At 71.0% G+C, this 26,709-nt stretch carries 16 protein-coding genes and 1 pseudogene; 7 read left to right on the top strand and 10 right to left on the bottom strand.

Translation table 11 applies throughout. The features are described from left to right. Window positions 1–2: 2 nt before the first annotated feature. Both AVL59_RS11610 and ngcE read right to left on the bottom strand, forming a co-directional pair. Window positions 3–929 carry a carbohydrate ABC transporter permease gene (locus AVL59_RS11610; protein ID WP_067302445.1) on the bottom strand — a complete coding sequence of 309 codons (927 nt, stop codon included), beginning with the start codon at window positions 927–929 and terminating at the stop codon, window positions 3–5. A gap of 28 nt (window positions 930–957) precedes the next feature. Continuing rightward, window positions 958–2,403, bottom strand: a complete 1,446-nt coding sequence (gene ngcE, locus AVL59_RS11605; protein WP_067302442.1) for an N-acetylglucosamine/diacetylchitobiose ABC transporter substrate-binding protein — start codon at window positions 2,401–2,403, stop codon at window positions 958–960. 341 nt (window positions 2,404–2,744) lie between these two features. Here ngcE and AVL59_RS11600 point away from each other — a divergent pair, with 341 nt between their 5' ends. After that, window positions 2,745–6,548 (top strand): GH92 family glycosyl hydrolase, encoded by a 3,804-nt coding sequence (locus tag AVL59_RS11600; protein ID WP_237281481.1) that lies wholly within the window; start codon window positions 2,745–2,747, stop codon window positions 6,546–6,548. Between the two features lie 66 nt (window positions 6,549–6,614). Here AVL59_RS11600 and AVL59_RS56825 read toward each other — a convergent pair. After that, window positions 6,615–6,843, bottom strand: a pseudogene (locus AVL59_RS56825) (hypothetical protein); the annotation flags it as partial. Between the two features lie 574 nt (window positions 6,844–7,417). On the opposite strand from AVL59_RS56825, the gene AVL59_RS11590 reads away from it, so the two are divergent. Next, entirely contained in the window at window positions 7,418–10,111 is a 2,694-nt protein-coding gene (locus AVL59_RS11590; RefSeq protein WP_079146650.1) for a SpoIIE family protein phosphatase, read from the top strand. A 6-nt stretch (window positions 10,112–10,117) separates the two neighbouring features. Here AVL59_RS11590 and AVL59_RS11585 read toward each other — a convergent pair whose 3' ends face one another. Both AVL59_RS11585 and acnA read right to left on the bottom strand, forming a co-directional pair. After that, a complete protein-coding gene (locus AVL59_RS11585) occupies window positions 10,118–11,629 on the bottom strand; it encodes a sensor histidine kinase (protein WP_067302437.1) in 1,512 nt (503 codons plus the stop codon). 170 nt (window positions 11,630–11,799) lie between these two features. Beyond that, a complete protein-coding gene (acnA, locus tag AVL59_RS11580) occupies window positions 11,800–14,517 on the bottom strand; it encodes an aconitate hydratase AcnA (RefSeq protein WP_067317163.1) in 2,718 nt (905 codons plus the stop codon). A gap of 246 nt (window positions 14,518–14,763) precedes the next feature. On the opposite strand from acnA, the gene AVL59_RS11575 reads away from it, so the two are divergent. Together AVL59_RS11575 and AVL59_RS11570 are read left to right on the top strand one after the other, a co-directional pair. Beyond that, window positions 14,764–15,099, top strand: a complete 336-nt coding sequence (locus AVL59_RS11575) for a hypothetical protein (protein ID WP_067302434.1) — start codon at window positions 14,764–14,766, stop codon at window positions 15,097–15,099. 145 nt (window positions 15,100–15,244) lie between these two features. After that, a complete protein-coding gene (locus AVL59_RS11570) occupies window positions 15,245–16,774 on the top strand; it encodes a helix-turn-helix domain-containing protein (protein ID WP_067302431.1) in 1,530 nt (509 codons plus the stop codon). A 110-nt stretch (window positions 16,775–16,884) separates the two neighbouring features. On the opposite strand, the gene AVL59_RS11565 is transcribed toward AVL59_RS11570, so the two are convergent. Beyond that, a complete protein-coding gene (locus tag AVL59_RS11565; RefSeq protein WP_067302428.1) occupies window positions 16,885–17,073 on the bottom strand; it encodes a WD40 repeat domain-containing protein in 189 nt (62 codons plus the stop codon). A gap of 521 nt (window positions 17,074–17,594) precedes the next feature. Here AVL59_RS11565 and AVL59_RS53210 point away from each other — a divergent pair. Further along, entirely contained in the window at window positions 17,595–17,771 is a 177-nt protein-coding gene (locus tag AVL59_RS53210) for a cold-shock protein (protein WP_167549298.1), read from the top strand. Between the two features lie 84 nt (window positions 17,772–17,855). On the opposite strand, the gene AVL59_RS11560 is transcribed toward AVL59_RS53210, so the two are convergent. Next, complete coding sequence (locus AVL59_RS11560) at window positions 17,856–19,754, bottom strand: AfsR/SARP family transcriptional regulator (RefSeq protein WP_067302426.1); 1,899 nt, start codon at window positions 19,752–19,754, stop codon at window positions 17,856–17,858. A gap of 196 nt (window positions 19,755–19,950) precedes the next feature. On the opposite strand from AVL59_RS11560, the gene AVL59_RS11555 reads away from it, so the two are divergent. Both AVL59_RS11555 and AVL59_RS11550 read left to right on the top strand, forming a co-directional pair. Then, complete coding sequence (locus tag AVL59_RS11555) at window positions 19,951–21,129, top strand: sensor histidine kinase (RefSeq protein ID WP_159399896.1); 1,179 nt, start codon at window positions 19,951–19,953, stop codon at window positions 21,127–21,129. After that, on the top strand, window positions 21,122–22,435 hold the full coding sequence (locus tag AVL59_RS11550) for a hypothetical protein (RefSeq protein WP_067302420.1): 1,314 nt from the start codon (window positions 21,122–21,124) through the stop codon (window positions 22,433–22,435). The genes AVL59_RS11555 and AVL59_RS11550 overlap by 8 nt, the downstream gene beginning before the upstream one ends. On the opposite strand, the gene AVL59_RS11545 is transcribed toward AVL59_RS11550, so the two are convergent. The 3 genes from AVL59_RS11545 to AVL59_RS11535 are packed head-to-tail and all read right to left on the bottom strand — an operon-like array spanning window position 22,418 to window position 26,682. Beyond that, window positions 22,418–23,074 (bottom strand): response regulator transcription factor, encoded by a 657-nt coding sequence (locus AVL59_RS11545; protein ID WP_079146647.1) that lies wholly within the window; start codon window positions 23,072–23,074, stop codon window positions 22,418–22,420. The two genes, AVL59_RS11550 and AVL59_RS11545, sit on opposite strands and share 18 nt — an antisense overlap. Then, window positions 23,071–24,981: an ABC transporter ATP-binding protein gene (locus AVL59_RS11540; protein WP_067302418.1), complete on the bottom strand. Its 1,911-nt coding sequence runs from the start codon at window positions 24,979–24,981 to the stop codon at window positions 23,071–23,073. The genes AVL59_RS11545 and AVL59_RS11540 overlap by 4 nt, the downstream gene beginning before the upstream one ends. Further along, window positions 24,982–26,682 (bottom strand): ABC transporter ATP-binding protein, encoded by a 1,701-nt coding sequence (locus AVL59_RS11535; protein ID WP_067302415.1) that lies wholly within the window; start codon window positions 26,680–26,682, stop codon window positions 24,982–24,984. Window positions 26,683–26,709: the final 27 nt, after the last annotated feature.

Below are 26,709 nucleotides of genomic sequence, written 5' to 3'. Positions count from 1 at the left end.
CTTCAGTACTCCAGCCGCTCGCGACGGCCCAGCCGCATCACGATCGCGGCGAACGCGAGCGTGACGACGAGCAGGGCGACGCCGATGGTGGTGGCGTAGGCGGCCTGACCGTCCCGGAACGCCTTCTGGTACACGTACAGGACCATCACCGTGGTCGAGTAGTCCGGCCCGCCCGGCCCGGTCGTCATGATCTGTACGACCGCGAACGACTCGGCGCCGAGCGCGAGGATGCCCATGTAGACCCAGCCGGACTGCACGGTGTCCCACAGCAGCGGCAGGGTGATGCGGAAGAACGTGGTGGAGCGGCTCGCTCCGTCCAGCAGTGCCGCCTCGTACAGCTCGGCCGGGATCGACGCCATGCCCGCGGAGAAGAGGACCACGAAGAAACCGACCGTGGACCACACGAGCACCGCCATCACGCACCACAGTGCGAGGCTCGGGTCGCCCAGCCACAACGGCTGGACGTTGTCGAGGCCGATGCCGCGCAGGAGTGAGTTGATCGCGCCGCTGTCCGGGTTGTACGCGAAGGCGAACAGCAGCGAGACGATCGCGATCGAGAGCACCTGCGGGAAGAAATAGACGATTTTGTAGAAGGAGGAGCCCCGTACGCCCGAGACCACGGGGCCGCCCCTTCTCCGTCGTCCGCCCACATTGATCATGAAGGCGAAGAACAGCGCCAGACTCAGTGTCACCAGGGGCAGCACCAGAGCGAAGAGCAGACTGTGTTGCAACGACTTCCAGAAGATGTCGTCGTGGAACATCCTCTTGTAGTTGTCGAAGCCGACCATCTTGAATTCGGGGCTGAGGCCGGTCCAGTCCGTGAACGAGTAATAGATGGACTGGATGAACGGCCACACCACGAAGAGCGCGTACAGTCCCAGGGGCGCTGCCAGAAACCCCACGATGAACCGGTACTTGCCGTGCTGCATCGCCACTCCGGTGCGTTGAGGGTGCCGGTTACTGGTGCTTGTAGTGCTTGATCGAGGTGTCCTTCGCGGCCTCGTCGGCGAAGCCCTGGATCTTCTTGATGGCCTCGGCCGGGGTGAGGCGGCCGGCCATCATCTCGCCGAGTCCGGCCACACCGATCTTCTCCTTCTGCAGCTGCACGTACCAGTCCTGCAGGCGCGGGTTCACCACGTTGGACCCCGCCTTGTCCAGCGCCGCCACGCCCGACTTCAGACCCGGGGTGAGGGAGATGCCGGTGGTGCCGCCGTTGTAAGCGGTCAGGGACTTCACCTTGGCGGTGAAGTTCTTCGAGGACGCCTCGGAGAGCATGATGCGCAGCTGCTCCATGCCGCCCTCGGCGTTCGCCGCCTTGGCGGGCACGATGAAGGGCTCGCCGCCGGAGGCCCAGATGGTGCCGAACGGCAGCTTGTCGGAGGCGTCGATGCCGGTGGGCGCCGAGACCGCGAGGTTGAAGTCGGCCGGGATGACATTGGCCGATTCGTTCTCCACCCAGGAGCCGTTCGGGATGAACAGCGCCTTGCCCTTGGCCCAGGCGGTCTGCGACTGGATGTGGTCCAGGCCCGGGGTGCCCTTGAGGATGTAGCCCTTCCTGTACAGCTCGTAGTAGGCCTCGAAACAGGCTTTGACGGCCGGGTGCTTCCAGGCGTTCGGCTCCAGGTTGTCGATGGCGTCGAGCACCTCGCGGCCGCCGACCTTGCCGATCATCGGGTACAGCGAGAAGGGGAGGTAGTACGGGTACTTGCCCGCGTACGTCCAGCCCGCCATGCCCTTCTTCTTGGCCTTCTCGCACACGGCGAGCATCTGGTCCCAGGTCTGCGGGTATTGCGCGTCCAGCGAGTCCAGTGCCTTCTGCGAATACCAGACGCCGTAGACCGTGTAGGCGTAGTACAGGATCCAGACCGGCTTGCCGTCGAACTGGCCCATCTCCACGATGCCGGGGCGCAGCGTGTCGCGGACCTTCTTGTTCGGGTCGTCGTAGGAGGGCGCGTCGAGGAGCGGGGTGAGGTCGGCCAGCTGGTTCTTGCCGACGAGCACGCCCATGTCCATCTGCTCGGCGCCGGAGTTGTCGATGAGGTCCGGCGGGTTGCCCTGGTTGAAGCGGGGCTGGAGCGTGGACTGGATCTTCTGGGTCGCGGAGAACTTCACCGAAGCCTTGGGGAAGTCCTTCTGATAGATCTTCACCGCGTCCTCGGCGTACTCCTTGCCGAAGCCGCCGTCGAAGAGGACGAATTCCATCTTGGCGCTCTCGTTGACGCCGAGCGGGTTCTTGGCGGTCTTCTTTCCCGCCTTGTCCTTGGTCTGCCCACCGCCGCCGCTGCTGGCGCAGGCGGACAGCAGGCTCATTCCGGGGGCCGCCACCAGGCCGAGCGCGGCCGAACGCTTGATCAGATCACGGCGGCCGACACCGTCGCCACCGTGGTGCGCAGTGGATCCCATGCTCAAGTCCTCGCCTTCTCCAGGACTCAGGCGGTGAACCGGATCCTCCCCGGCACCGCGGTCGGGTAGTGCTGGGTCGTGCAGGAAACGCCGACAGGTATAGTCCACTTCCCGCCAGCTGAGCAAGATCGAATGCAAGGTTGGCCGTGGGTCTTTTCCGAGTTGAGACCTGTCGGAAATATGAGCGACCTGCGGGCGCTCCGCCGGGGGAATTCACGACATAGGCCCCTGAATGCCACACCCAACACCCTTGACATCAAGGGCCACTTGACGACCTACTGGTTCCTGCGCATCGAAGCTGACAACGTTGTCTCACGTGGGCGCAGGAGGGGAATCCGTAGATGCAGCGGAGAACTCGGCACAGATACGGTCCGGCGGTCGTGCTCACGGCCGCCTTTGTCATGGCCCTCGGCGGGCAGGGTGCGGTGGTCGCCCTGCCCGCCCGGGCCGCGGCGGCCGACCAGGAGTTCGCATCTTCGTTCGAGAGCGGCGATCCGGCGCCGGACTGGCTGAACACCGTCGACACGGAGGCGGACGGGAGCAAGCGCGCCTCGGGGGTGGACGGCGGCTACAGCACCGGCATTCCGGGCAACGCCACCGACCATGTGACCGAAGTCCGGGCGAGCGGCGAGAACACGGGCGCGGGCGAGGTGAAGGAGAACCTCGTCGACGGCGAGCCCGGCACCAAGTGGCTGACCTTCCAGCCCACCGGCTGGGCCGAGTTCGACCTGGACAAGCCCGTCAAGCTGATGACGTACGCGCTCACCTCGGCCAACGACTTCGACGGGCGCGACCCGAAGGACTGGACGCTCGAGGGCTCGGTGGACGGCAAGAACTGGAAGACCCTCGACACCCGTTCGGGCGAGACCTTCTCGGAGCGGTTCCAGACGAAATCGTACGATCTGGCCCAGCCGGCCGAGTACCAGCACTTCCGGCTGGAGGTGACGAAGAACAACGGCGCCCCGGACATCCTGCAGATCGCCGATGTGCAGTTCTCCACGGGCGGCGGGGGCGGCCCGGTGCCGCAGGACATGCTGTCGCTGGTCGACAAGGGCCCGAGCGGTTCGCCGACGGCCAAGGCGCGGGCCGGATTCACCGGAAAGCGGGCCCTGCGCTACGCCGGACGGCACACGGCGGCCGGCCGGGCGTACTCGTACAACAAGGTCTTCGACGTGAACGTGCCGGTCCGCCCCGACACCCGGCTGTCGTACCGGATCTTCCCCTCGATGGCCGACGGCGACCGCGACTACGACGCCACCGACGTCGCCGTGGACCTGGCCTTCACCGACGGCACTTATCTGAGCGACCTGGGCGCGATCGACCAGCACGGCTTCCCGCTGTCACCGCGCGGGCAGGGCGAGGCGAAGGCGCTGTACGTCAACCAGTGGAACAACGTGGCCTCGCGGATCGGCTCGGTGGCGGCCGGCAAGACCGTCGACCGGATCCTGGTGGCGTACGACTCCCCGGACGGCCCGGCGAAGTTCCGTGGCTGGATAGACGACGTCGCCCTCCGGCAGGTGGCGCCCGAGAAGCCGAAGGCGCATCTGTCGGACTACGCGCTGACCACCCGCGGCACCAACTCCAGCGGAAGCTTCTCGCGCGGCAACGACTTCCCGGCGACGGCCCTCCCCCATGGCTTCAATTTCTGGACGCCGGTGACGAACGCGTCCTCGCTGAGCTGGCTGTACGAGTACGCACGTGCGAACAACGACGACAACCTGCCGACGATCCAGGCGTTCAGCGCGAGCCATGAGCCGAGCCCGTGGATGGGCGACCGGCAGACCTTCCAGCTGATGCCGTCCGCCGCGAGCGGCACGCCGGACACCGGGCGCGAGGCGCGCGCCCTGGCCTTCCGGCACGAGAACGAGACCGCGCGGCCGTACTACTACGGGGTGCGGTTCGAGAACGGCCTGAAGGCGGAGATGACGCCGACGGACCACGCGGCCGTGCTGCGCTTCAGCTACCCGGGCGACGACGCGAGCGTGCTCTTCGACAACGTCACCGAGCAGGCGGGCCTGACCCTGGACAAGGAGCACGGCGTCGTCACCGGCTACTCGGACGTGAAGTCGGGGCTGTCCACGGGCGCCACCCGGCTGTTCGTGTACGGAGTCTTCGACAAGCCGGTGACGGACGGGTCCGCCGCCGGGGTCAAGGGCTATCTGCGCTTCGCCGCGGGCGCCGACCGCACGGTCACCCTGCGCCTGGCCACCTCCCTGATCAGCGTCGACCAGGCGAAGGACAACCTGCGCCAGGAGATCCCGGACGGCACCTCCTTCGACACCGTGAAGGCGCGGGCCCAGCGGACCTGGGACGAGCTGCTCGGCAAGGTCGAGGTGGAGGGCGCGACCCCGGACCAGCTGACCACCCTGTACTCCAGCATGTACCGGCTGTACCTGTACCCGAACTCCGGCTTCGAGCGGGCCGGCGGCAAGGACCGGTACGCCTCGCCCTTCTCCCCCATGCCGGGCCAGGACACCCCGACCCACACCGGGGCGAAGATCGTCGACGGCAAGGTCTACGTCAACAACGGCTTCTGGGACACCTACCGGACCACATGGCCGGCCTACTCCTTCCTGACCCCGTCCCAGGCGGGCGAGATGGTCGACGGGTTCGTGCAGCAGTACAAGGACGGCGGCTGGACCTCGCGCTGGTCCTCCCCCGGCTACGCCGACCTGATGACGGGCACCTCCTCGGACGTGGCGTTCGCCGACGCGTACGTCAAGGGCGTGAAGTTCGACGCGAAGGCGGCGTACGACGCGGCGGTGAAGAACGCGACGGTCGTTCCCCCCACCTCCGGGGTGGGCCGCAAGGGCATGGCCACCTCGCCGTTCCTCGGCTACACCAGCACCGACACGCACGAGGGCCTGTCGTGGGCGATGGAGGGCTACGTCAACGACTACGGCATCGCGAAGATGGGCGAGGCCCTCTACGAGAAGACCGGTGAGAAGCGCTACAAGGAGGAGTCGCGCTACTTCCTCAACCGCGCCCAGGACTACGTGAACCTCTTCGACTCCAGGGCGGGCTTCTTCCAGGGCCGCGACGCCCAGGGCAAGTGGCGCCTGGACTCCGCGAAGTACGACCCGCGCGTATGGGGCTACGACTACACCGAGACCAACGGCTGGGGCTACGCCTTCACCGCCCCGCAGGACAGCCGGGGCCTGGCCAGTCTGTACGGCGGCCGTAGCGGTCTCGCGGACAAGCTGGACGAGTACTTCGCCACCCCGGAGACCGCCTCGCCGGAGTTCGTCGGATCCTACGGCGGTGTCATCCACGAGATGACCGAGGCCCGGGACGTCCGGATGGGCATGTACGGCCACTCCAACCAGGTCGCGCACCACGTCATCTACATGTACGACGCGGCCGCCGAGCCCTGGAAGGCGCAGGAGTACGTGCGCGAGGCGATGTCCCGGCTCTACACCGGCAGCGAGATCGGGCAGGGTTACCACGGCGACGAGGACAACGGCGAGCAGTCGGCCTGGTACCTCTTCTCCTCGCTCGGCTTCTACCCGCTGGTCATGGGCAGCGGCGAGTACGCGATCGGCTCCCCGCTGTTCAAGAAGGCGACCGTGCACCTGGAGAACGGCCGGGACCTGGTGATCGAGGCGCCGCGCAACAACGCTCAGAACGTGTACGTGCAGGGCGTGAAGGTCGACGGCCGCCCCTGGACGTCGACTTCGCTCCCCCACTCGCTGCTGTCCAAGGGCGGGGTGCTGGAGTTCTTCATGGGGTCCAAGCCCTCGACCTGGGGCACGGGCAAGAACGCGGCCCCGGTCTCCGTCGCCCAGGACGACAAGGTACCGACGCCGCGCGCGGACGTGCTGAAGGGTGACGGGGCCCTGTTCGACAACACGTCGGCGACGAGCGCGACGGTCACCTCGGTGGATCTGCCGGTCGGCGGTGCCGTGAAGCCCGTCCAGTACACGCTGACCTCGTCGGCCGACCGCACCATGGCACCGTCGGGCTGGACCCTGCAGGGCTCCGTGGACGGCAAGACCTGGAAGACCCTGGACCAACGCTCCGGCGAATCGTTCACCTGGGACCGCCAGACCCGGCCGTTCACCATCGCCGCACCAGGCTCGTACGCCAAGTACCGCCTGGTCCTGGACGGCGCGTCGGCGCTGGCAGAGGTGGAGCTGCTGGCCTGACCCAGCGCGGGCACGAGGAAGGGGCGGGTCCCTCGCGGGCCCGCCCCTTCGGCACGTACGGGCCCGGCCGGTGGCCAGGGTGAACACGTGCGGATCGGTGTTCCGCGGGAGCCGGACGCTCCTGACGGCCCTGCCGGCCGGCGCAGTGAACGGCTCGGTGGCGAAGACGTATGTCGCCACCGGGTCCTTGCCGGCGCCCGCGACATTGCGGTACGCGGTCCTGAGCCGCCGACGGTCCAGTCGTGAAGGAGAGGTCCACGGTGTCGGTCGTGCCGTCGGTGACCGTGCCCTCGGCGGGCCTGGCCGTGATCCCGGCGGGGGTCCGGCCCCGGAAGCGCACCTCGGGTCCGCCGCCGCCGTCCAGTACGACGCCACCCGCATCCGCGGCTTCAGCCTGACCCACATGCCCGGCACGGGCTGCGCGGGCGGCAGCGACGACATCCCGCGGCCCTTCCTCCTGACGGACGGATCGCGCACCTCAGGTCGCACAAGCCGCGGGGACGTTAACGCGCGCCACCCTTAGCACGGGAGACCACATACGCCCCGGCAGACACAGCCAAGGACCACCCGGTCGGGCTACCTCAAGTTGCTTGACATCGTTGTCTATTGAGGCGGTAGAGTCATGTACAGACCACACGACAACGTTGTCGCGTCCACAGGGTGAGACTCGCTCAAGGTCTCGCCACCACAAGCCGGCACCACCTGGGCAGGGACACCACCACCCCCTCACCTGCCCGGCTCGCGGACCCGGTGTGCACGGCCACCGGGTCCGCCCAGAGCAGCCGTACGTGCCACATATCGGCACCTTTTACCGTCCATCACCCGGACCAGCCATAGCCACCCGGAAATGCCGGTGCTAGAAATATCGCATGTCGGACCTTATTGGCCGATTCAGGCGAATCTCTTGGCGCTCCCTCGCCGGCAAGAGTCCGCGCAGCGTCGCCGGGCAGGTGTTCGTCCTCCAGGTGGCGCTGGTGGTCGTACTCGTGGCCTGCGGCGTCATCGCACTCGTCCTGCAATCGGAACGCGACACCACCACGGAGGCCAAGCGCCGGTCCATAGCCGTCGCGCAGACCTTCGCGCACGCTCCGGGCGTCCAGCAGGCCCTGGAGACCCCCGACCCGTCCAAGGTGCTCCAGCCGCTCACCGAGGCCGGGCGCAAGGCCGCGGGCGTCGACTTCATCGTGGTCATGGACACCAAGGGCATCCGCTACACCCACCCCATCCCGAGCAAGATCGGCCATCGGTTCGTGGGCACGATCGAACCGTCGCTGCACGGGAAGGTCTACACCGAGAGCGTCCACGGCCCGCTCGGCCACGAGGTACAGGCGACCGTTCCGATCTACGGCGACAACGGGAAGGTGATCGCCCTCGTCTCCGCCGGACTGAAGGTCAAGAACGTGACCAACGAGGTGGACCGGCAGTTGCCGATCATCCTCGCTGCCGGCGCCGGAGCGTTCGTGCTGTCGACCGGCGGGACGGCACTGGTGGGCAGACGGCTGCGCCGCCAGACCCACAGCCTGGCCCCGGCCGAGATGACCCGGATGTACGAGCACCACGACACGGTGCTGCACTCGGTGCGGGAAGGCGTGCTCATCGTCGATGACGACGGGCAGCTGCTGCTGGCCAACGACGAGGCCCGCCGGCTGCTGGAGCTGCCCCCGGAGGCCGAGGGGCACGACGTGCGGGAGCTGTCGGCGCTCGACCCTGAGATGGCGCAGCTGCTGGCCTCCGGGCGCGAGGCCACCGACGAGGTGCACTTCGCCGGGGGACGGCTGCTGGCGGTCAATCAGCGGCCCACGGACCGCGCGGGAGGCCCCCGGGGCACCGTGGTGACGTTGCGCGACTCCACCGAACTCCAGGCGGTCTCGGGCAGGGCGGAGGTGACACGCGAGCGGCTCGAACTTCTGTACGATGCCGGGCTGGGCATCGGCACCAGCCTCGACGTGGTCCGCACGGCCGACGAGCTGGCGAAGGTCGCCGTCCCCCGCTTCGCCGACTTCGTCACCGTGGACCTGGCCGACGCCGTGCTGCACGGCGAGGAGCCGGGCCCCTCGGCGACGGACATGCGGCGTGTCGCCGTTCACGGCATCCAGGAAGACCACCCGCTGTACGAAAAGGGCCGGCTGATCGACTTCCTGCCCTCCACGCCCCAGGCGCGCGGCTACGACGCCGGCCACACCGAGCTGGTGACCAGCCTGTCGACGGCGACGGGCTGGCACATCCAGGACCCGGAGCGCACCCGGCAGATCCTGGAGTACGGCATCCACTCGCTCATCGCCGCGCCGATCCAGGCCCGCGGCGTCGTGCTCGGCATGGCCAACTTCTGGCGTTCCAAGCGGGACCCGTTCGACGAGGAGGAACTGTCGCTGGCGGAGGAGCTGGTGGCCCGGGCCGCGATCAGCATCGACAACGCCCGCCGGTACACCCGGGAGCACGCCCTCGCGGTCACGCTTCAGCGCAGCCTGCTGCCGCGGGCACTGCCCGAGCAGAGCGCCCTGGAGGTCGGCTACCGCTACCTGCCCGCCCAGTCGGGGGTGAGCGGGGACTGGTTCGACGTGATCCCGCTGCCGGGCAGCCGGGTGGCGCTGGCCGTCGGCGACGTGGTCGGGCACGGCCTGCACGCCGCCGCGACCATGGGACGGCTGCGCACCGCGGTGCACAACTTCTCCACGCTCGACCTGCCGCCCGACGAGCTGCTGTCCCATCTGGACGACCTGGTCGGCCGCATCGACCAGGACGAGGCCTGCGCGGCGGAGGCCGCGGAGATCGTGGGCGCCACCTGTCTGTACGCGATCTACGATCCCGTCACGCGCCGCTGCGTCATGGCCCGTGCCGGGCACCTGGCGCCCGCGCTGGTCCATCCCGACGGCAGCGCCACCTTCCCCGATCTGCCGGCCGGGCCGCCGCTGGGCCTGGGCGGCATGCCGTTCCAGACGGCCGAGCTGGAACTGCCCGAGGGCAGCCAGCTCGTCCTGTACACCGACGGCCTCGTCGAGGACCGTTCGCGTGACCTGGACGTGGGCATGGAGCTGCTGCGCCGGGCGCTGGCCGGGCACCCCGACCGGCCGCCGGAGGTGAGCTGCCAGGCGGTGCTGGACGAGCTGCTGCCCGCGCGCCCCAAGGACGATGTGGCGCTGCTCATCGCGCGCACCCGGGCGCTGCCGCCCGGGAACGTCGCCGACTGGGACGTACCGCGCGATCCCGCGGCCGTGTCGGGAATGCGCGGCGCCGTGTCCGACAAGCTGCAGGAGTGGGGCCTGGCCGAGCTGGGCTTCGGTATGGAGCTCGTCCTGAGCGAGCTGATCACCAACGCCATCCGCTACGGCTCCGAGCCGATCCATGTGCGGCTGATCCGTGACCGCACGCTGATCTGCGAGGTGGCCGACGGCAGCAGCACCTCGCCGCATCTGCGCTATGCCGCGACGACCGACGAGGGTGGCCGGGGTCTGTTCCTGGTCTCGCAGATGACCGAGCGCTGGGGCACCCGGTACACGCCGCAGGGCAAGGTGATCTGGGCCGAGGTGACGTTGCCGGACATCACGGGTCTGCTGGCGGAGTGAGGGGACTCAGGCGGAGCTGCCGAGGGGCAGGGGGGCCGGGGGCGGGGTGGCCGGCATCCTGTTCCGGGGTGGTGGTCCGGCCGTGTGCGCCGGGGCGGCCGCCGGGAGTTCGACCGTGAACTCGGTGTGACCCGGGACGCTGTCCACGCGGATCCGGCCGCCGTGTGCCGCCGTGATCCCCGCGGCGACCGCGAGGCCCAGGCCCGCACCGCCCGCGGACCCGGGGGCCCTGGAGCGCGAGGTGTCGGCCCTGGTGAAACGGTCGAAGACAGCGGGCAGGAGAGTGGGCGGGATGCCGGGGCCGTCGTCGTGGACGCGGACGACGTGGTGGGTGGCGGTGGACTCGACGCCGACCGTGACCGTGGTACCGGGCGGGGTGTGCGTCCGGGCGTTGGCCAGCAGGGCGGCCACCAGTCGGCGCAGCCCGGTCGCGTCGCCGGTGACCGGCGCGGGCTGAGGCGGGTGGAGCTGCCAGAGGTGGCCGGTGTCGGTCGTCCGGGCGTGCCGTACGGCCTCGGTGACCAGGTCCGCCAGATCCGCCTCCTCGGCCGGCGGGGGCCGGCCCTCGTCCAGGCGGGCGAGCAGGAGCAGGTCCTCGACCAGGGCGGTCATGCGTGCCGACTCGGCACCGACCCGGCGCCAGGCGGCATCGGGCGCGACACGGTTCATCAGCTCGGCGTATCCGGCGATGGAGGCGAGCGGGGTACGCAGCTCGTGGCTGGCGTCGGCCAGGAAGCGGCGCATGCGCTCCTCTCCGCGCCGGCGCTCGGCGAGCGCGGCCTCGACGTGGTCGATCATGAGGTTGAGGGCGGCGCCGACCCGACCGGTCTCGCTGCCGGGTCCGGTGTCGCGTTCGGGCACCCGGGGCAGTGCGGTGGCCCGGCCGTGGGCGAGCGGCACCCGGGAGATCTCGACGGCGGTGGCCGCGACACGGCCGAGGGGGCGCAGCCGGCGCCGGATGATGGCCGCGCAGACGCCGACGGCGACGGCGAGTCCGGCGGCGCCGACGACCCCCTCGATCTCGGCCAGCCTGCGCAGCGTGGCCCGGACGTCGTCCATGGGCAGGCCGGTGAGGACGCGAATGCCGCTCGCGTCGAGGGCGGTGACCCGGTAGGTACCGAGGCCGGGCACGGTGCGGGTGTGCGGCGAGCCGTCGGCCCTGATGCCGGTGAGGGCGGCGCGCTGGGCGCCGGTGAGGGGGCGTGGGGCCGCGTCCCGGGTGACGACCGCGGCGGAGACGAGGTGTCCGTCGGCGTCCAGCCGGGCGGCGAGCAGCCCCTCGGGCCGGCCGCCCTCGTCGGGGAAGGCGAGGCCGGCGGGGAGTTCGGGGTGGAGCGCGGCCCCGCCCGCACTGCGTGCGGCGGCGTCGTCGACCCGGTCGTCCAGGTTGCCCAGCAGGTAGGCGCGCAGGGCGAGGACGCTGGTGAGGGCGAGCGCGGCGCACAGGCACACGAGCGTGGCGGTGACGAGGACCAGCAGGCGTGTGCGCAGTGAGCGGCTCCACGGGCGGTGGCTCATCTGCCGCGCTCCGCGAAGGACCCTGGGGTGACGGACATGTAGCGATTCTGTCCCGGTCCGCTGGGGGAAGCCTGTGCTCCACCTGAGCCGGGACGATGACCCGGTCACGGTACGGCGAAGGGCCGCACCCCCGTCACCGGGGATGCGGCCCTGTACCGCTTGCCTGCCGCTTACTTGCGGATCAGGTTGCGCAGCACGTACTGCATGATGCCGCCGTTGCGGTAGTAGTCGGCCTCACCGGGGGTGTCGATGCGGACGACCGCGTCGAACTCGACACCGGAGTCGGTGGTGACCTTGACCGTGCGCGGCGTGGTGCCGTCGTTCAGCTCGGTGACGCCGGCGAAGGAGAAGGTCTCCTCACCGGTCAGGCCGAGGGACTCCGCCGAGGCGCCCTCCGGGAACTGGAGCGGCAGGACACCCATGCCGATGAGGTTCGAGCGGTGGATGCGCTCGTACGACTCGGCGATGACGGCCTTGACGCCGAGCAGCGCGGTGCCCTTGGCGGCCCAGTCGCGGGACGAGCCGGAGCCGTACTCCTTGCCGGCCAGGACGACCAGCGGGATGCCCTGCTCGATGTAGTTGCGCGAGGCGTCGTAGATGAACGACACCGGAGCGTCGGCCTGGGTGAAGTCCCGGGTGTAGCCGCCCTCGGTGCCCGGCGCGATCTGGTTGCGCAGGCGGATGTTGGCGAACGTACCGCGGATCATGACCTCGTGGTTGCCTCGGCGGGAGCCGTAGGAGTTGAAGTCACGACGCTCCACACCGTGCTCGGTGAGGTACTTGCCGGCCGGGGTGTCGGCCTTGATGGCACCGGCCGGGGAGATGTGGTCGGTGGTGACCGAGTCGCCCAGCTTGGCGAGCACACGGGCGCCGGCGATGTCGACGACCGGAGCCGGCTCCATGGCCATGCCCTCGAAGTACGGGGGCTTGCGGACGTACGTCGACTCGGCGTCCCACTCGAAGGTGTTGCCGGTCGGGATGGGCAGCGCCTGCCACTGGGCGTCGCCCGCGAAGACGTCCTGGTAGGACTTGTTGAACATGTCCTCGCCGATGGCGTTCGCCACGACGTCGTTGACCTCGGCCTCGGTCGGCCAGATGTCGGTCAGGTAGACCGGCTTGCCGTCCTGGTCGGTGCCCAGCGCGTCCTTGGTGATGTCCACCTTCATGGAGCCCGCGAGGGCGTACGCGACGACCAGCGGCGGGGAGGCCAGGTAGTTCATCTTGACGTCGGGGTTGATCCGGCCCTCGAAGTTCCGGTTGCCGGACAGGACCGAGGTGACCGCGAGGTCGTGGTCGTTGACGGCCTTGGAGACCTCCTCCGGCAGCGGGCCGGAGTTGCCGATGCAGGTGGTGCAGCCGTAGCCGACGAGGTTGAAGCCGACCTTGTCGAGGTACGGGGTCAGGCCCGCCTTGTCGAAGTAGTCGGTGACGACCTTGGAGCCCGGGGCGAGGGTGGTCTTGACCCACGGCTTGCGGGTCAGGCCCCTCTCGACCGCCTTCTTGGCCACCAGGGCGGCGGCGACCATGACGTACGGGTTCGAGGTGTTGGTGCAGGAGGTGATGGCCGCGACCGTCACCGCACCGTGGTCGATCGTGTAGGTCGTGCCGTCGGGGGCGGTGACCTGGACCGGGTTGGACGGGGCACCGTTCGGGTGGACGGCCGGGGAGTCGGAGGCCGGGAAGGACTCCTCGCCCGCCTCGTCGGCGGTGGTGACGTAGTTCAGGACGTCGGTCTTGAACTGCTCGGCGGCGTTGGCGAGGACGATGCGGTCCTGCGGACGCTTCGGGCCGGCGATGGAGGGGACGACCGTGGAGAGGTCCAGCTCCAGCTTCTCGGAGAAGTCCGGCTCGGCCGACGGGTCCAGCCAGAGGCCCTGCTCCTTGGCGTACGCCTCGACGAGCGCGACCTGCTGGTCGGAGCGGCCGGTCAGGCGCAGGTACTTCAGGGTCTCGCCGTCGATCGGGAAGATGGCGGCGGTGGAGCCGAACTCCGGCGACATGTTGCCGATGGTGGCGCGGTTGGCGAGGCTCGTCGCCGCCACACCCTCGCCGTAGAACTCGACGAACTTGCCGACCACACCGTGCTTGCGGAGCATCTCGGTGATGGTGAGCACGAGGTCCGTGGCGGTGGTGCCGGTGGGCAGCTCACCGGTCAGCTTGAAGCCGACGACGCGCGGGATCAGCATGGAGACCGGCTGGCCGAGCATGGCGGCCTCGGCCTCGATGCCGCCGACGCCCCAGCCGAGGACGCCGAGGCCGTTGACCATGGTGGTGTGGGAGTCGGTGCCGACGAGGGTGTCGGGGTAGGCCTGGCCGTTGCGCACCATGACGGTCCGAGCGAGGTGCTCGATGTTCACCTGGTGGACGATGCCGGTGCCCGGCGGGACGACCTTGAACTCGTCGAAGGCGGTCTGGCCCCAGCGCAGGAACTGGTAGCGCTCCTTGTTGCGGCCGTACTCCAGCTCGACGTTCTGCTTGAAGGCGTCGTTCGTGCCGAACTTGTCGGCGATGACGGAGTGGTCGATGACCAGCTCGGCCGGCGCCAGCGGGTTGATCTTCGCCGGGTCGCCGCCCAGCTCCTTCACGGCCTCACGCATGGTCGCGAGGTCCACGACACAGGGGACGCCGGTGAAGTCCTGCATGATCACGCGGGCCGGCGTGAACTGGATCTCCTGCGAGGGCTGGGCCTGGGAGTCCCAGGTGCCGAGGGCGCGGATGTGGTCGGCGGTGATGTTCGCGCCGTCCTCCGTGCGGAGCAGGTTCTCCAGCAGGACCTTCAGGCTGTAGGGAAGGCGCGCGGAGCCCTCGACCTTGTCCAGCCGGAAGATCTCGTACGACTCGTCGCCCACCTGCAGCGTGCTGCGGGCGTCGAAGCTGTTCGCCGACACGACAGTCTCCTTCATTGATGTGCGCGTACCACCGCAATCCTGCCGCCACGCCGATCTGGCCAATCCGCTAAGGTAAGGCTAAGTTAGGTAGCCCTTACTGGCGCGGCGGCTGCGGTGCGCCTCGTGCAGATATCTCGATGTCGAGATAACTCTAGTACATGGGGGCTGGCTGGTCATGTCCGGCCGGGTCCGGCGCCGCCGTTTTCCGGTGGCATGCGCCACAGCGCGATGAGCGAGGATCGCCGCATGCCCCTCGACAACGCACTGACCGGCCACTGGGACAGCTCCCCCTTCGACCACGGCGTCATGGAAGCCTCGGAGCTGGAGTTCCTGGACGACGGACGCGGCACCGGCACGGTGGCCAACGCCCTGGGGGACGACGCCACACGCTTCTCCTGGCACTGCCCGGAGCCGGGCGTGCTGGAGGTGTGCGACGAGTACGGCCGCGTCGAACGGGTCCGTTACGCCGTCGTCACCGCCATACCGGTGTACACGACGGACCCCGTACCCGCCGTCACCTTCGAGCCACCCCTGTTCTTCGCCCGGGAATACGCGAGGACTTCCGCGATATCCGGCCAATAGTGTGAGAAACCGGCATGTCTAATTGATATCGGACTAACCATCCCCAACTACGATACTTCCCGCAAACGCACTGGTCACTGACGCCGTATCACCCGAATGGACCCCCCAACAGGCGCCATCTCATATCTGAGATAGCCTCAACCTCATGTCAGACGACTACCTCGTACGCATCGGCAAGCTCATCCGTGACGCCCGGCAACACCGAGGCTGGACACAGACGCAGCTCGCGGAGGCGCTCGGCACCAGCCAGAGCGCCGTCAACCGCATCGAGCGCGGGAACCAGAACATCAGCCTTGAGATGATCGCCCGAATCGGCGAAGCCCTGGACAGCGAGATCGTGTCGCTGGGCTATGCGGGTCCGATGCATCTGCGCGTGGTCGGCGGCCGTCGACTGTCCGGCGCCATCGACGTGAAGACCAGCAAGAACGCGTGCGTGGCCCTGCTGTGCGCCTCGCTGCTGAACAAGGGGCGCACGGTGCTGCGCCGGGTGGCCCGGATCGAGGAGGTGTACCGCCTTCTGGAGGTGCTCAACTCCATCGGCGTGCGCACCCGCTGGATCAACAACGGTGTCGACCTGGAGCTGGTCCCGCCGGCCGAGCTGGAGATGGCGGCGATCGACGCGGAGGCGGCCGTCCGCACCCGCTCGATCATCATGTTCCTCGGTCCGCTGCTGCACCGCATGGACCACTTCAAGCTGCCGTACGCCGGCGGCTGCGACCTCGGCACGCGCACCATCGAGCCGCACATGATCGCGCTGCGCCGGTTCGGCCTGGACATCGCGGCCACCGAGGGCCAGTACCACGCGCAGGTCGACCGCACGGTCCGCCCCGACCGCCCGATCGTGCTGACCGAGCGCGGGGACACGGTCACCGAGAACGCGCTGCTGGCCGCCGCCCGGTACGACGGGGTGACGGTCATCCGCAACGCGTCCTCCAACTACATGGTCCAGGACCTGTGCTTCTTCCTGGAGGCGCTCGGCGTCAAGGTCGAGGGCATCGGCACCACCACGCTGACCGTGCACGGCGTGCCGAACATCGACGTCGACGTCGACTACTCCCCCTCCGAGGACCCGGTCGAGGCGATGAGCCTGCTGGCCGCGGCGGTGGTCACGGAGTCGGAACTGACCGTCCGCCGCGTCCCCATCGAGTTCCTGGAGATCGAGCTGGCGGTCCTGGAGGAGATGGGCCTCGACCACGACCGCAGCCCCGAGTACTTCGCGGACAACGGCCGCACCCGCCTGGTGGACCTGACGGTCCGGCCCTCCAAGCTGGAGGCGCCGATCGACAAGATCCACCCCATGCCCTTCCCGGGCCTGAACATCGACAACGTCCCCTTCTTCGCGGCCATCGCGGCGGTCGCGCAGGGCAAGACCCTCATCCACGACTGGGTCTACGACAACCGCGCGATCTACCTCACGGACCTCAACCGCCTCGGCGGCCGGCTGCAGTTGCTGGACCCGCACCGGGTGCTGGTCGAGGGCCCGACCCGCTGGCGCGCCGCCGAGATGATGTGCCCGCCGGCACTGCGCCCCGCGGTGGTCGTCCTGCTGGCGATGATGGCGGCCGAGGGCACGTCGGTCCTGCGCAACGTCTACGTCATCAACCGGGGTTACGAGGACCTCGCCGAGCGCCTGAACTCGATCGGGGCGCAGATCGAGATCTTCCGGGACATCTGAGCACCTTCGGGAAAACGACCGCCGCACCCCTCCTGGCCCGCATGAATGTGGGCCAGGAGGGGTGCGGCGGCTTGTGTGCCCTGTGGGCTCCGGATGCGTGGAGGCGGATGTCAGGTGGTGGGGCAGGGTGGGTCGTAGTCGACCGCCGCGAAGTACCGTGCCCATTCGGCTCTGGTGATCCGCGGGTACGCGCCGGCGCAGATGCGGGCGGCGACCCTGTCCAGGCCGGTGTCCCACAGCCGTGTCGATCCGTCGGAGTGGCCGGTGGCGATGGCATCGCCGCCGGGCCGGAACGCCACCCACGTCGGCGCGGCCCGCTGATCCGGCAGGGTGCTCAGCTCGCCGGTTCGTCACGTCCCACAGCCGCACCGATCGTTCGCTCGCCGTCGCCAGGACGCGGCCGCCCTGCCCGAACGCGCCGAGCAGTGGAACAGCGCCGGCTTCATGGAGACGGCATCAGGAAGTACAGACCGGTGTCGTCCACGGGATGCCGGAACCGAGCGGTGCGACGGTCCTGCGTGGCTCGCCGGCGCGGCCTGTGCGGCGGCGGGAGCCAACGGGCCGGCGAGGGCCGGCCCGAGGGCGATCGCGCCGGCGGAGCGTGCTCTGCGTCGCATGCGTGGGCTCCTTCCTGGGAGCAGGGGCGGGAAGCCGGCGGCTGGATCTTGACAAAGGGAACCAAGACCCAGACCCCGCTGACATCCGGTCAAACCCTGGCCGACGCGCCGATGGACCCCTTCCTCCGCCGGACACGTTGCGTGATGCTCTGCTCACCGGGGGAGATCAGTTGCTTCACGACCAACCCACGGAGGAAATGACGATGCCTCTTGGAACGATCGCCTTCTACAACAGGGCGGACGGTGTGGGCATCATCGCCGACGAGGACGGCGAGCGGCGCCCGTTCTCCGGCATGGAGACACAGACCACCCGCGAGGGTCAGCGGGTCGTCTTCGAGATCGTCGGTGCGAAGGCCACCAACGTCATCGCCGTTCGATGAACCGCCCGCTCGGCAGCGCCCCGCCCCGGTCGTCGGGAACGGGGCGCGGCGCTGTTCCGGTTCCGCTTCTCCATTCCCGCGGCGTCAGGTCGCCGCGCCCACCGAGTGCCGTGCGTCGTCGTGCTCCGAGACCGAGGGGAAGGGCCCGCGCAGGCGGTAGCGGTCGTCGTCCTGGTGCTCCAGGAGGTGGACCTGCACCAGCTCGTCCAGCAGCCGGGCCGCCGTGTGCCGGGGCACCCCGAGGACGGCGGCCGCGTCCGCCGGTCCCACCGACGTCGTCGCGCCGGACGCCCGTACCTCCAGGGCCTCATGGAGCCGGGCGGCTCCCTCGGTGAGATCGCGCAGCGACCAGGACATCACCGTGCGCAGGTCCGTGCTGTCCTCGCCCAGACGGAACACGTCCTGTGCGCCGCGGCCGCCGCGCAGCCGCGCGGCCAGCCGGGGCAGCGTCACATCGGGCCGGTGCCGACCCTGTTCGGCGAGGATGCGCAGCGCGAGCGGCAGCCCGCCGCACAACTCGCCCAGTTCGCGCAGCACCTCCGGCGCCACCGGACCGCCGCGGCCGCCGAGCCCGTCGGCCAGCAGCTCGCCGAGCAGCGCCGTCGCCGCCGAGGGACCGAGCGGATCGAGCGTGAGACGGTGCGCCCCGCCCCTGACCACCAGCGACCGCAGCCGACTGCGGCTGGTGATCAGCGCCGTACCGGCGGCGCCGGGCAGCAGCGGTCGCACCTGCTCCGGGGACCGTACGTTGTCCAGCACCAGCAGCACCCGCCGGTCGGCCAGCGCGGTGCGCAGCAGCGCGCCGCGTTCCCAGGTGCGGGAGGGCAGCCTGTCCGCCGCCGCGCCCAGGCCCATGAGCAGGGCCTGGAGCGCGTCGTCCGGGTGCATCGGGCGGCCGGTGCTGAACCCGTCGAGGTCGAGGTACAGCTGGCCGTCGGGGAACCGGTCGCGGCGCCGGTTGGCCCAGTGCACGGCCAGTGCCGTCTTTCCGACGCCCGCGGGACCGTCCAGCAGCAGCACCCGTCCCGCGTCCGCGGCGTGCGGCCCGCCCTGCGGCAGCAACACGTCGTCCAGCGCGCCGAGTTCGGCGTCCCTGCCGACGAAGTGGGTGTCGCAGGAGGGGAGCTGGCGGGGTACCGGACACCCGCCCGGGGACGCCGCGACGGGCGCGGCGACCGGGGTGGTCCGCACGGACGCGGTACGGCGTACCCGGCGGGGCGGCGCCGCGAGATCCGGGCTGCCGGTGAGGATCTTCTGGTGCAGCCCGGCCAGTTCCGGGCCGGGATCGACACCGAGCCGGTCGCCGAGCAGCCGACGGCACCTGTCGTACTCGCGCAGCGCCTCCGCGGGGCGGCCCGATCGGTACAACGCCAGGATCAGCTGAGCCCAGAACCGTTCCTGGAGGGGGTCGCGGGCGAGCGTCCGCCGCAGCAGCGGAATGTGGTCGCCCGGGTCCTCCTCGTCGATCCCGATCGCGACGCGCCGGTGCACGGCCCGAAGCCGCAGCTCCTCCAGCGGCGGCACCTCGTCGCGCTGGAGCGCGGGCGCGTCGATTCCCGCCAGCACCGGGCCGCGCCACAGCGCCAGCGCCCGGTCCAGCACCTCCGCCTCGGGTCCCGCCGGCAGCCCGGGCCCGGTGGCCTCCCTCATCAGCCGGCGGAACTCCGTGACATCGACCTCGGTCCGCCCGGCGCTGAGGCGGTATCCGCCGCGTCCGCCGTCGATGACCGAGTCGGCGCCGGGCTGGGCGCTGTCCAGCACCTTGCGCAGCCGTTTGACATGACCGCGGACCGTCGTCCGCGCGGCGCCGGGCGGATCGTCGTCCCACAGTCGCGCCGCGATCTCGTCCACGGTCACGAGCTCCCCGTGCCGGACGGACAAAGTCGCGAGCAGCGCCTGCGGACGGCCGGCCGGAACGGTCAACCGCAGGGCGCCATACGTCACTTCCAGTGAACCGAGCAGTCGTACGCCGATCTTGTGCACGCGTCCGTTCCCCCTTGTGCTGATCCGGCCGCCCCCGGTCGAAGGGCCGCCGTCATCAGGTGGTACGGACAGAACGCTAATATCGGTGGTCGACGGAGTGTGACGGTCAATCAACCCACATGCCGCGCATACCCGTCATTCCATGTCGCAAATTGAACTGTCGGCGAGCCACCGATCCCCCGCATCATCTTTCCTGGTGACCACTGACTCCTCACCTCGAACCTCCCCCTCGGACACCCGCACGCCCAGGGGCGTGCGGGTCATGGAGCGGCAGTTCGAGGGCTATGCCGTGACGACGTCCGCCTGGTCGCGGCTGGTCACGGTCGGCGCCGCCGTGTGCGGTGTCATCGCGGTGCCGGCGGCGAAGCTGCCGCTCGCGGGCGCGATCGCCGCCGTGGCGGTCGCCTGGGCGGTCGGGTACTTCTTCTGGCTGCGCTCGGGCCTGCGCCCTCGGTTGCTCACCGTGGTCGACCTCACCCTGGTCAGCGGGTTCTGTCTCAGCCAGACGTACACCGTGCCCGCGAGTGAGGGCAGGCACGGCAACACCTGGATTCTGGTCACCGTCAGCATCGTGGCCGTCACCTACCAGATGACCCGGCCGGGCCCGACCGGGACGGCGGCGGCGCTGCTGCTGGCCGGCGCCGATCTCGCCGGCGTGGTCCTGGACCGCCCGGCCACGTGGGGCGCCGCCCTGCCCAACGTGCTGTGGCTCCTGGTGCAGTCCGCGCTGGCCCGCGCCTTCTACGGGTTTCTGCTCAGGCGGTCCCGCGCGGCCGACGAGGCCGCCGCCTCCGCTGCCGCGGTCCGGCGCGATCTGCGGGTCGCCGCGGCCCGGCACGCCGCGGAACGGGAGTATCTGGCCACGCTGCACGACACCGCCTGCGCCACCCTGCTCATGGCCTCGCTGCCCCGCTCGGACCTGCGCCCCGAGGTGCTGCGCGCCCAGGCGCGCCGGGACCTGGAGCGGCTCACGCAGGAGCAGGACGGGACGGGCGACGTCGATCTGGCCGTGCTGCTCCACGAGGAGATCCGCGCCCACCCGCTGCAGGTCAGCGTCCGGTTCGGCACGGACCTCGGGTCCACCTGGCGGCCGGCCGCCGACGCCCTGCGCGGCAGCATGGGGGAAGCCCTGCGCAATGTGGCACGGCACGCGGGAGTCGACCGTGCCGAGGTCAGCGCGCGCCGGGACGGTCACCGCACCGTCGTCACCGTCCGGGACCGCGGCGTCGGCTTCGACTCCGCCGTCGTGCCCGGCCATCGGCACGGGCTCACCCGGTCCGTCGTCGCGCGCATGCACACCGTCGGAGGCCGCGCCACGGTCGCCTCGCGGCCCGGTGAAGGGACGACCGTACGGATGGAGTGGCCTCGTGGCTGACCCGTCGGCCGAGGGGCACGAGCCGCCCGAGCGGGCCGGTCGGGGGCAGGACGCCGAGACGCCCCGCGGCCCCGGGGCGACCGGACGGGCGGATGCGTCCCGCCAGGTCGAGGTGGCCCGGCAGATCGAGGCCCGTATGCGCGGCGGGCTGCACCTCGCGGCGCTGCTGATCCTCGCCGTCATCCATTGCGGCCTCGCCCTTCCCTTCATGCTCGCCCACCTCGGCGACCACTCCGGCGCCTGGCTGGACCTCACCGCGTTCGCCCTGCTCAGCGCCGTTCTCGCGGCGGATGCCTGGCGAAACCTGCGCCAGGGGCCCTGGCTCCGCCGCAAGGCCCGCGCCCGCCCGGGGACGGCGGGGCCCGCCTCCCGCGGCTGGACGGCGGCCATGGTCGCCGTCACGCTCGCGGCGTCCGTCGCCGCGACGAGCCGGCTGCCCGCCGAGTCCTTCATGGGCAACGCCCACTGGTCGTTCCTCGAGGTCGGCTGGTTCGGTGTCGTCCTCCTGCTCGACCGGCCCCGCACGGCTACCTGGCTGTTCCTCGGCTGCCATCTGGCCGTCACGGTGGGGCAGTTGGTGCACGCGGGGCTGCCGTCCCGCTCCGTCATCGCGGGCATGTCCGTGAGCGCGCTGGCGATCTGTACCTTCCAGGTGTCGACGGCGCTCGCCGTACAGCTCCTCTCGGACCGTGCGGCCCGGGCCTCGGCGACCTTGCGCGAGCGGGAGCGGTGGGAGACGGAGGCGGCCGTCGCCGCGCACATGCACGCCGACCAGCAGGCCCGCTACCACGATCTGGACCGCAGTGTGCTGCCGTTGCTCGCCGGGCTCGCCGACGGCTCGGTCGACCCGCGCGAGGAGTCCGTACGGCGCCGGTGCGCGCTCCAGGCCACCAGGCTGCGCAGGCTGTTCGCGGAGCACGACTACGCCGCCGACCCCCTGGTGCACGAGCTGCGCGCGTGCATCGACGCCGCCGAACGCGGCGGCGCCAGCGTTCATCTGGCCGTGCGCGGCGACCCGGTGGAGCTGCCCCGGCCGGTGCGGCAGGCGCTGACGGAACCGGTGCTCGCGGCGCTCGTCGCGGCCGAGCACACCGCCAGGACCACGGTCGTGCGCGGTGCGCGTCTGGTACGGGTCAGCGCGGTCATCGACCGTGCCGACGCGCCGCCCGTGCCGGACCCCGGTCACGGCGTGCGCATCCGCACGGTCAAGGACCGCGGCCGGCTGTGGGTGGAGTCCGTGTACGTCGTCGAGGGCCACGCGCATCCGGCCGCCCCGCGGACGGACCGGTCAGAGTTCCTCCAGTGAGATCAGCCCGTCCTGCACCGCCTTGGCGACCAGGTTCGCCTTGGTCGTCGCGGGCCGTCCCGCGTTCGCGTACTTGATCCGCACCCGGTCCAGATAGGTGTTCACGGTACGCACCGAGATGCCGAGGCTCTCGGCGACCATCGCCTTGGACTCCGACTGGAACCATTCGAGGAGCACCTCGATCTCGCGGGAGGCCAGCCGCGGGCGCTCGCGCCGGGTGTCGCTGCCGAACGCCCCGGCCAGCGCGGGCGGTGTGTACGGCACTCCCTCGGCCGCGGCCAGCACGGCCTGGAGCAGGTGCTCCTCACCCTCCGCCTTCGTCAGGTAGGTGAACGCGCCTATGTCCAGACAGGTCAGGGCCGCCTGCGGGCTGTCCTGCATGGTGTAGACGATCACCTGCCGGTGCTCCGCGACGAGCCGGCGCAGGGCGGCGTACGCGGGCACCCCCGAGCCGAGCTGCAGATCGAGGATCACCACGTCGGCGTCCCGCCCCGCTCCCGTGACCGCGACCGACACATCGGCGCCCTTGGCCACCACCCGTACCCCCGTGTCCGCGTGCGCCACCCAGGACTCGATACCGGCCAGCACCACCGGATGGTCGTCGATGAGCACGACGCCGATGGAACGGTCACTGCTCACGGCTCTGCCTCCACGTCCGGCTCCGTCAGGGCGGCCGGGGCGGTCCCGCCACCGGTGCGGGTACCCGGACGCGCTCCGACTCTACCGACGGGGCCGTACCGCACCGGTTCCCTCCGGCCGAGCGGATCACCGGACCGCCAGTGGCCGATCAGCGCCGCGTACTCCGGTGCGCGGTCCAGGAGTTCGGCGTGTGTGCCCACGGTGAGGCGGCCCGACGCGACCACGGCGATCCGGCGGGCGCGCAGCGCCGAGGAGAGCCGGTGTGCCACCACGATCAGGGTGCCGGGCCGGGCGGCGAAGGCCTCCTCCGCCCGCTTCTCGGCCACCGGCTCCAGATGGCAGGTCGCCTCGTCGAGGATCACGATCCGGGCGCGGGAGACATACACCCGTACGAGGGTGATCAGTTGACGCTCTCCCTGGGACAGGGGCGCCGATCCGGAGATCCGGGCGCCGTACCCGCCGAGCCGCCGCACGGTCCCCTCCAGGCCCAACAGGCTGATAGCGGCTTCGAGTTCGGTGTCGGTGGCGTGGGGAGAGAGCATCGTGAGGTTCTCCCGCAGCGTCCCGGCGAAGATGTACGACTGCTGGGGGACGACGGCGACGTGACGGCGCAATTCCGCGGTGTCCAGCAGGCCGACCGGTGTGCCGCCGAGCGTCACCGTTCCGCCGGCCGGATGCTCGATGCCGCCGATCAGCAGGGCGAGCGTGGACTTGCCGACGCCGCTCGGCCCGACCACCGCCAGATGCGAGCCGTCCGGAACCCGAAGCGTCACCCGGGACAGGACGGGCTCGGCGTGGGGGCCGTAGGCGAACGACACGTCGGTCAGCGCGACGTCCGAGCCGGTGACCGGGGCGGTACCGCCCGGGCGGGGCGGGACGACGTCGGCGAACGCGGCCGTGCGGCGCAGGGTGACCGACAGTTGCAGCCCCATGGTGCCGACGGTCTGCACCAAGGCGCGCAGCGCCGGTTCGATGCCCTGCAGCAGGTACACCATCGCGCCGATCAGCGCGCCCGGTGTCAGCAGCCCCGAGCGGACCAGCCAGGCCGAGCACAGCAGAACCACCGCGAACGGCAGCCGCGCGCCCGCCGCGATGACGGCGATGCGTCCGGTACCGGCGCGGGCCTCCGCCAGCAGGGCCGCCGCCTCGGCGTCGACGCACCCGCCCACCGTCCGCGTCGCCGTCTCCCACGCGCCGCAGGTCGCCACGTCCCGGATGCCCGACAGATGCGGTCCCGCCCGCCGGGCCAGCTCCTCCTGGGCCTCCAGCAGGGCGACATGACGCCGCCTGAGCAGCGGGGTCAGCCGGGTCATGAGCGCGCCGGCCACCAGCACCGAGCCGCCGGTGACGGCCGCGATGACCGGATCGAGCGCGAACAGGCCGACGAGGGCGGCGACCACGCCGAAGGCCACCGTGCGCAGCGTCAGCAGCAGCCCGCCGGCCAGCTGCCGGACCGTCTCCACCTGACGGGTCGCCCGGGTGACGGCGGAGACGTCGGCGGACGGCCCCGGGGCCGCACCGTCGCCGTACACGGCGCGGCACAGCCCGGCCCGGACCACGTGCCGGGTCAGGGCGTCGCGCAGCGACTCCACGACGGCCGCCGCGTGCGGCATGGCCTGGCGGGTGCCGAACGTGCCGAGCACCAGGCAGCCGCCGTATCCGAGCAGGAGCAGCAGTCCCAGGCCCGGGCGCCCGGCCAGGAACCCGCGGTCGAGCGCGGCCCCGACGATCGTGCCGGACAGCAGGACGGGCCCGGTCTCGACGACGGACCAGGCGGCGAGGGCACCGAGGTGCCCGCGGTGGGAGCGCAGCACCGGCCCGATCAGCCGGCGGACCGTCAGGGGGCCGCCCGCCGCGTTGTGCTGCTGGTCCTGCCGGTCGTGTGCGTGACGTGGCGAGTTCGGCACTCAGACCTCCGCGTTCTGGGCGCCGACGCCGAATACGGCGCGGTAGGCCGGATCGGCGCAGAGTTCGTCGTGCCGGCCGACGGCCCGGATCCGGCCCCGTTCCAGCCACGCCACCCGGTCGGCGGCCGCGGCCGTGGACATCCGGTGGGCCACCACCATGCGCGTGGTGCGGCCCAGCGACTCGCGCAGGGCCCGGGCGATCTCGCTCTCCGTCGCCGTGTCCACGCTCGACATCGCGTCGTCCAGGATCACGACCCGGGCGCCGCGGCACACCGCGCGGGCGATCCCGAGGCGCTGCAACTCCCCGCCGGACAGCCGCAGTTCGTCAACGGGCGTGTCGTAGCCCCGGGGCAGACGGCGGATGAAGCCGTCGGCCCGGCTCGCGCGTGCGGCGGCGCGGATCGCGGACGCGGGCGGCGGCCGGTCGCCGTAGCCGATCATCTCCGCGACGGTGCCACCGAGCGGATGCGGGCGTTCGAAGGCGTACGCGACGGCGGCGCCGACCTCGGACCGGCGGGTCGCGGCGAGGTCTGCGCCGTCGAGCGTCACCGTCCCCTCGTCCGGTTCCAGCACACCCCCGGCGACCAGCGCCAGGGTGGTCTTGCCCGCGCCGGAGGCGCCGACCACCGCGAGGGTGCCGCCGGCGGGCACGCTGAGCGAGAGCCGGTCCAGCACCGGCACCCCGTCGGCGGTGCGCACCGTGACGCCGGACAGCACGAGCGTGCCCTCCCCGGGCGGCAGCGCGCCGTTCCCGGTGCGCGGGGCGGGCACGGCGAAGACCTCCCGCAGTCGCTCGGCCGAGCCACGCACCCGCCCGAGCTCGGCGAAGATCCCGACCTGTGACATCAGCCGCATCGCGAACGTCAAGTACATCTGGGCGGCCAGCAGCTGACCTGCCGTGAGGCGTCCGGAGACGACCCCGTACCCGCCGGTGGCCAGCACCCCGATCTGCAGGCTCGGGGCCAGCAGCGCCAGATACCACCCGGCGTGGCGCTGGGCCTCCCAGAATCCGGTCCCCGCGGCGCGCAGACGGGGAAGCGGGACCAGGACCCGCGCGGTCTCCCCCTCCACGGCGGCCGCCGCGCGGATGGTGCGCGCGCCGCCGACGGCGTCGACGAACCGCTCGGACAGTTCCGCCTGCGCCTGCTGGTACTGGAGGGTCAGCACGGTGCTGCGGCGGATGAGCACCCGCGCGAGCAGCACGACCACCGGAATCCCGAGGACGAAGACGAGCACCAGCCGCCAGTCGATGAGCAGCAGGGCCACGAGTCCTCCGGCGGCGGTCAGCGCGGAGAACAGTGCCTGCAGCAGGCCGGGTCCGGCGCCGCCGGCCTGCGCGGTGGAGTCCGTCGCACGGCTCAGCAGGTCGCCGGAGCCGAACCGGCCGCGCACCGCGAGCCCCACGCGGAAGAGGTGCGCGAACGTGTCGTCGCGCAGCCGCGCCGTGCTGCCGGCCCGCACCCGCGCCTCGGCGATCTGGCCGGCCATCTCCGTGACGGTGGTCAGGAGCAGCAGGGCGCAGACCAGGACCAGGGGGGCGATCGTGTCGCCGCGGCGCAGTACCGTGTCGATCGCCCGCGCGACGGCGTACGGCAGGAGCAGGCCGGCGGCCGTCTCGCACAGCCGGACCGCGGCAAGGGCCGCGAACAGCCCCTTCTGGCGTGCCACCGTCGACAGCAGCAGCCGGTCACTCGCGCGCATGCGCCCCCTTCCCCCGTCCATCGCTCG

Origin of the sequence: Streptomyces griseochromogenes (genome assembly GCF_001542625.1) — a bacterium.
GTDB classification, from domain to species: Bacteria; Actinomycetota; Actinomycetes; order Streptomycetales; family Streptomycetaceae; genus Streptomyces; species Streptomyces griseochromogenes.
Note: the sequence above shows the minus strand (reverse complement) of the source record. Positions and strands in the feature narration are given on the sequence as shown.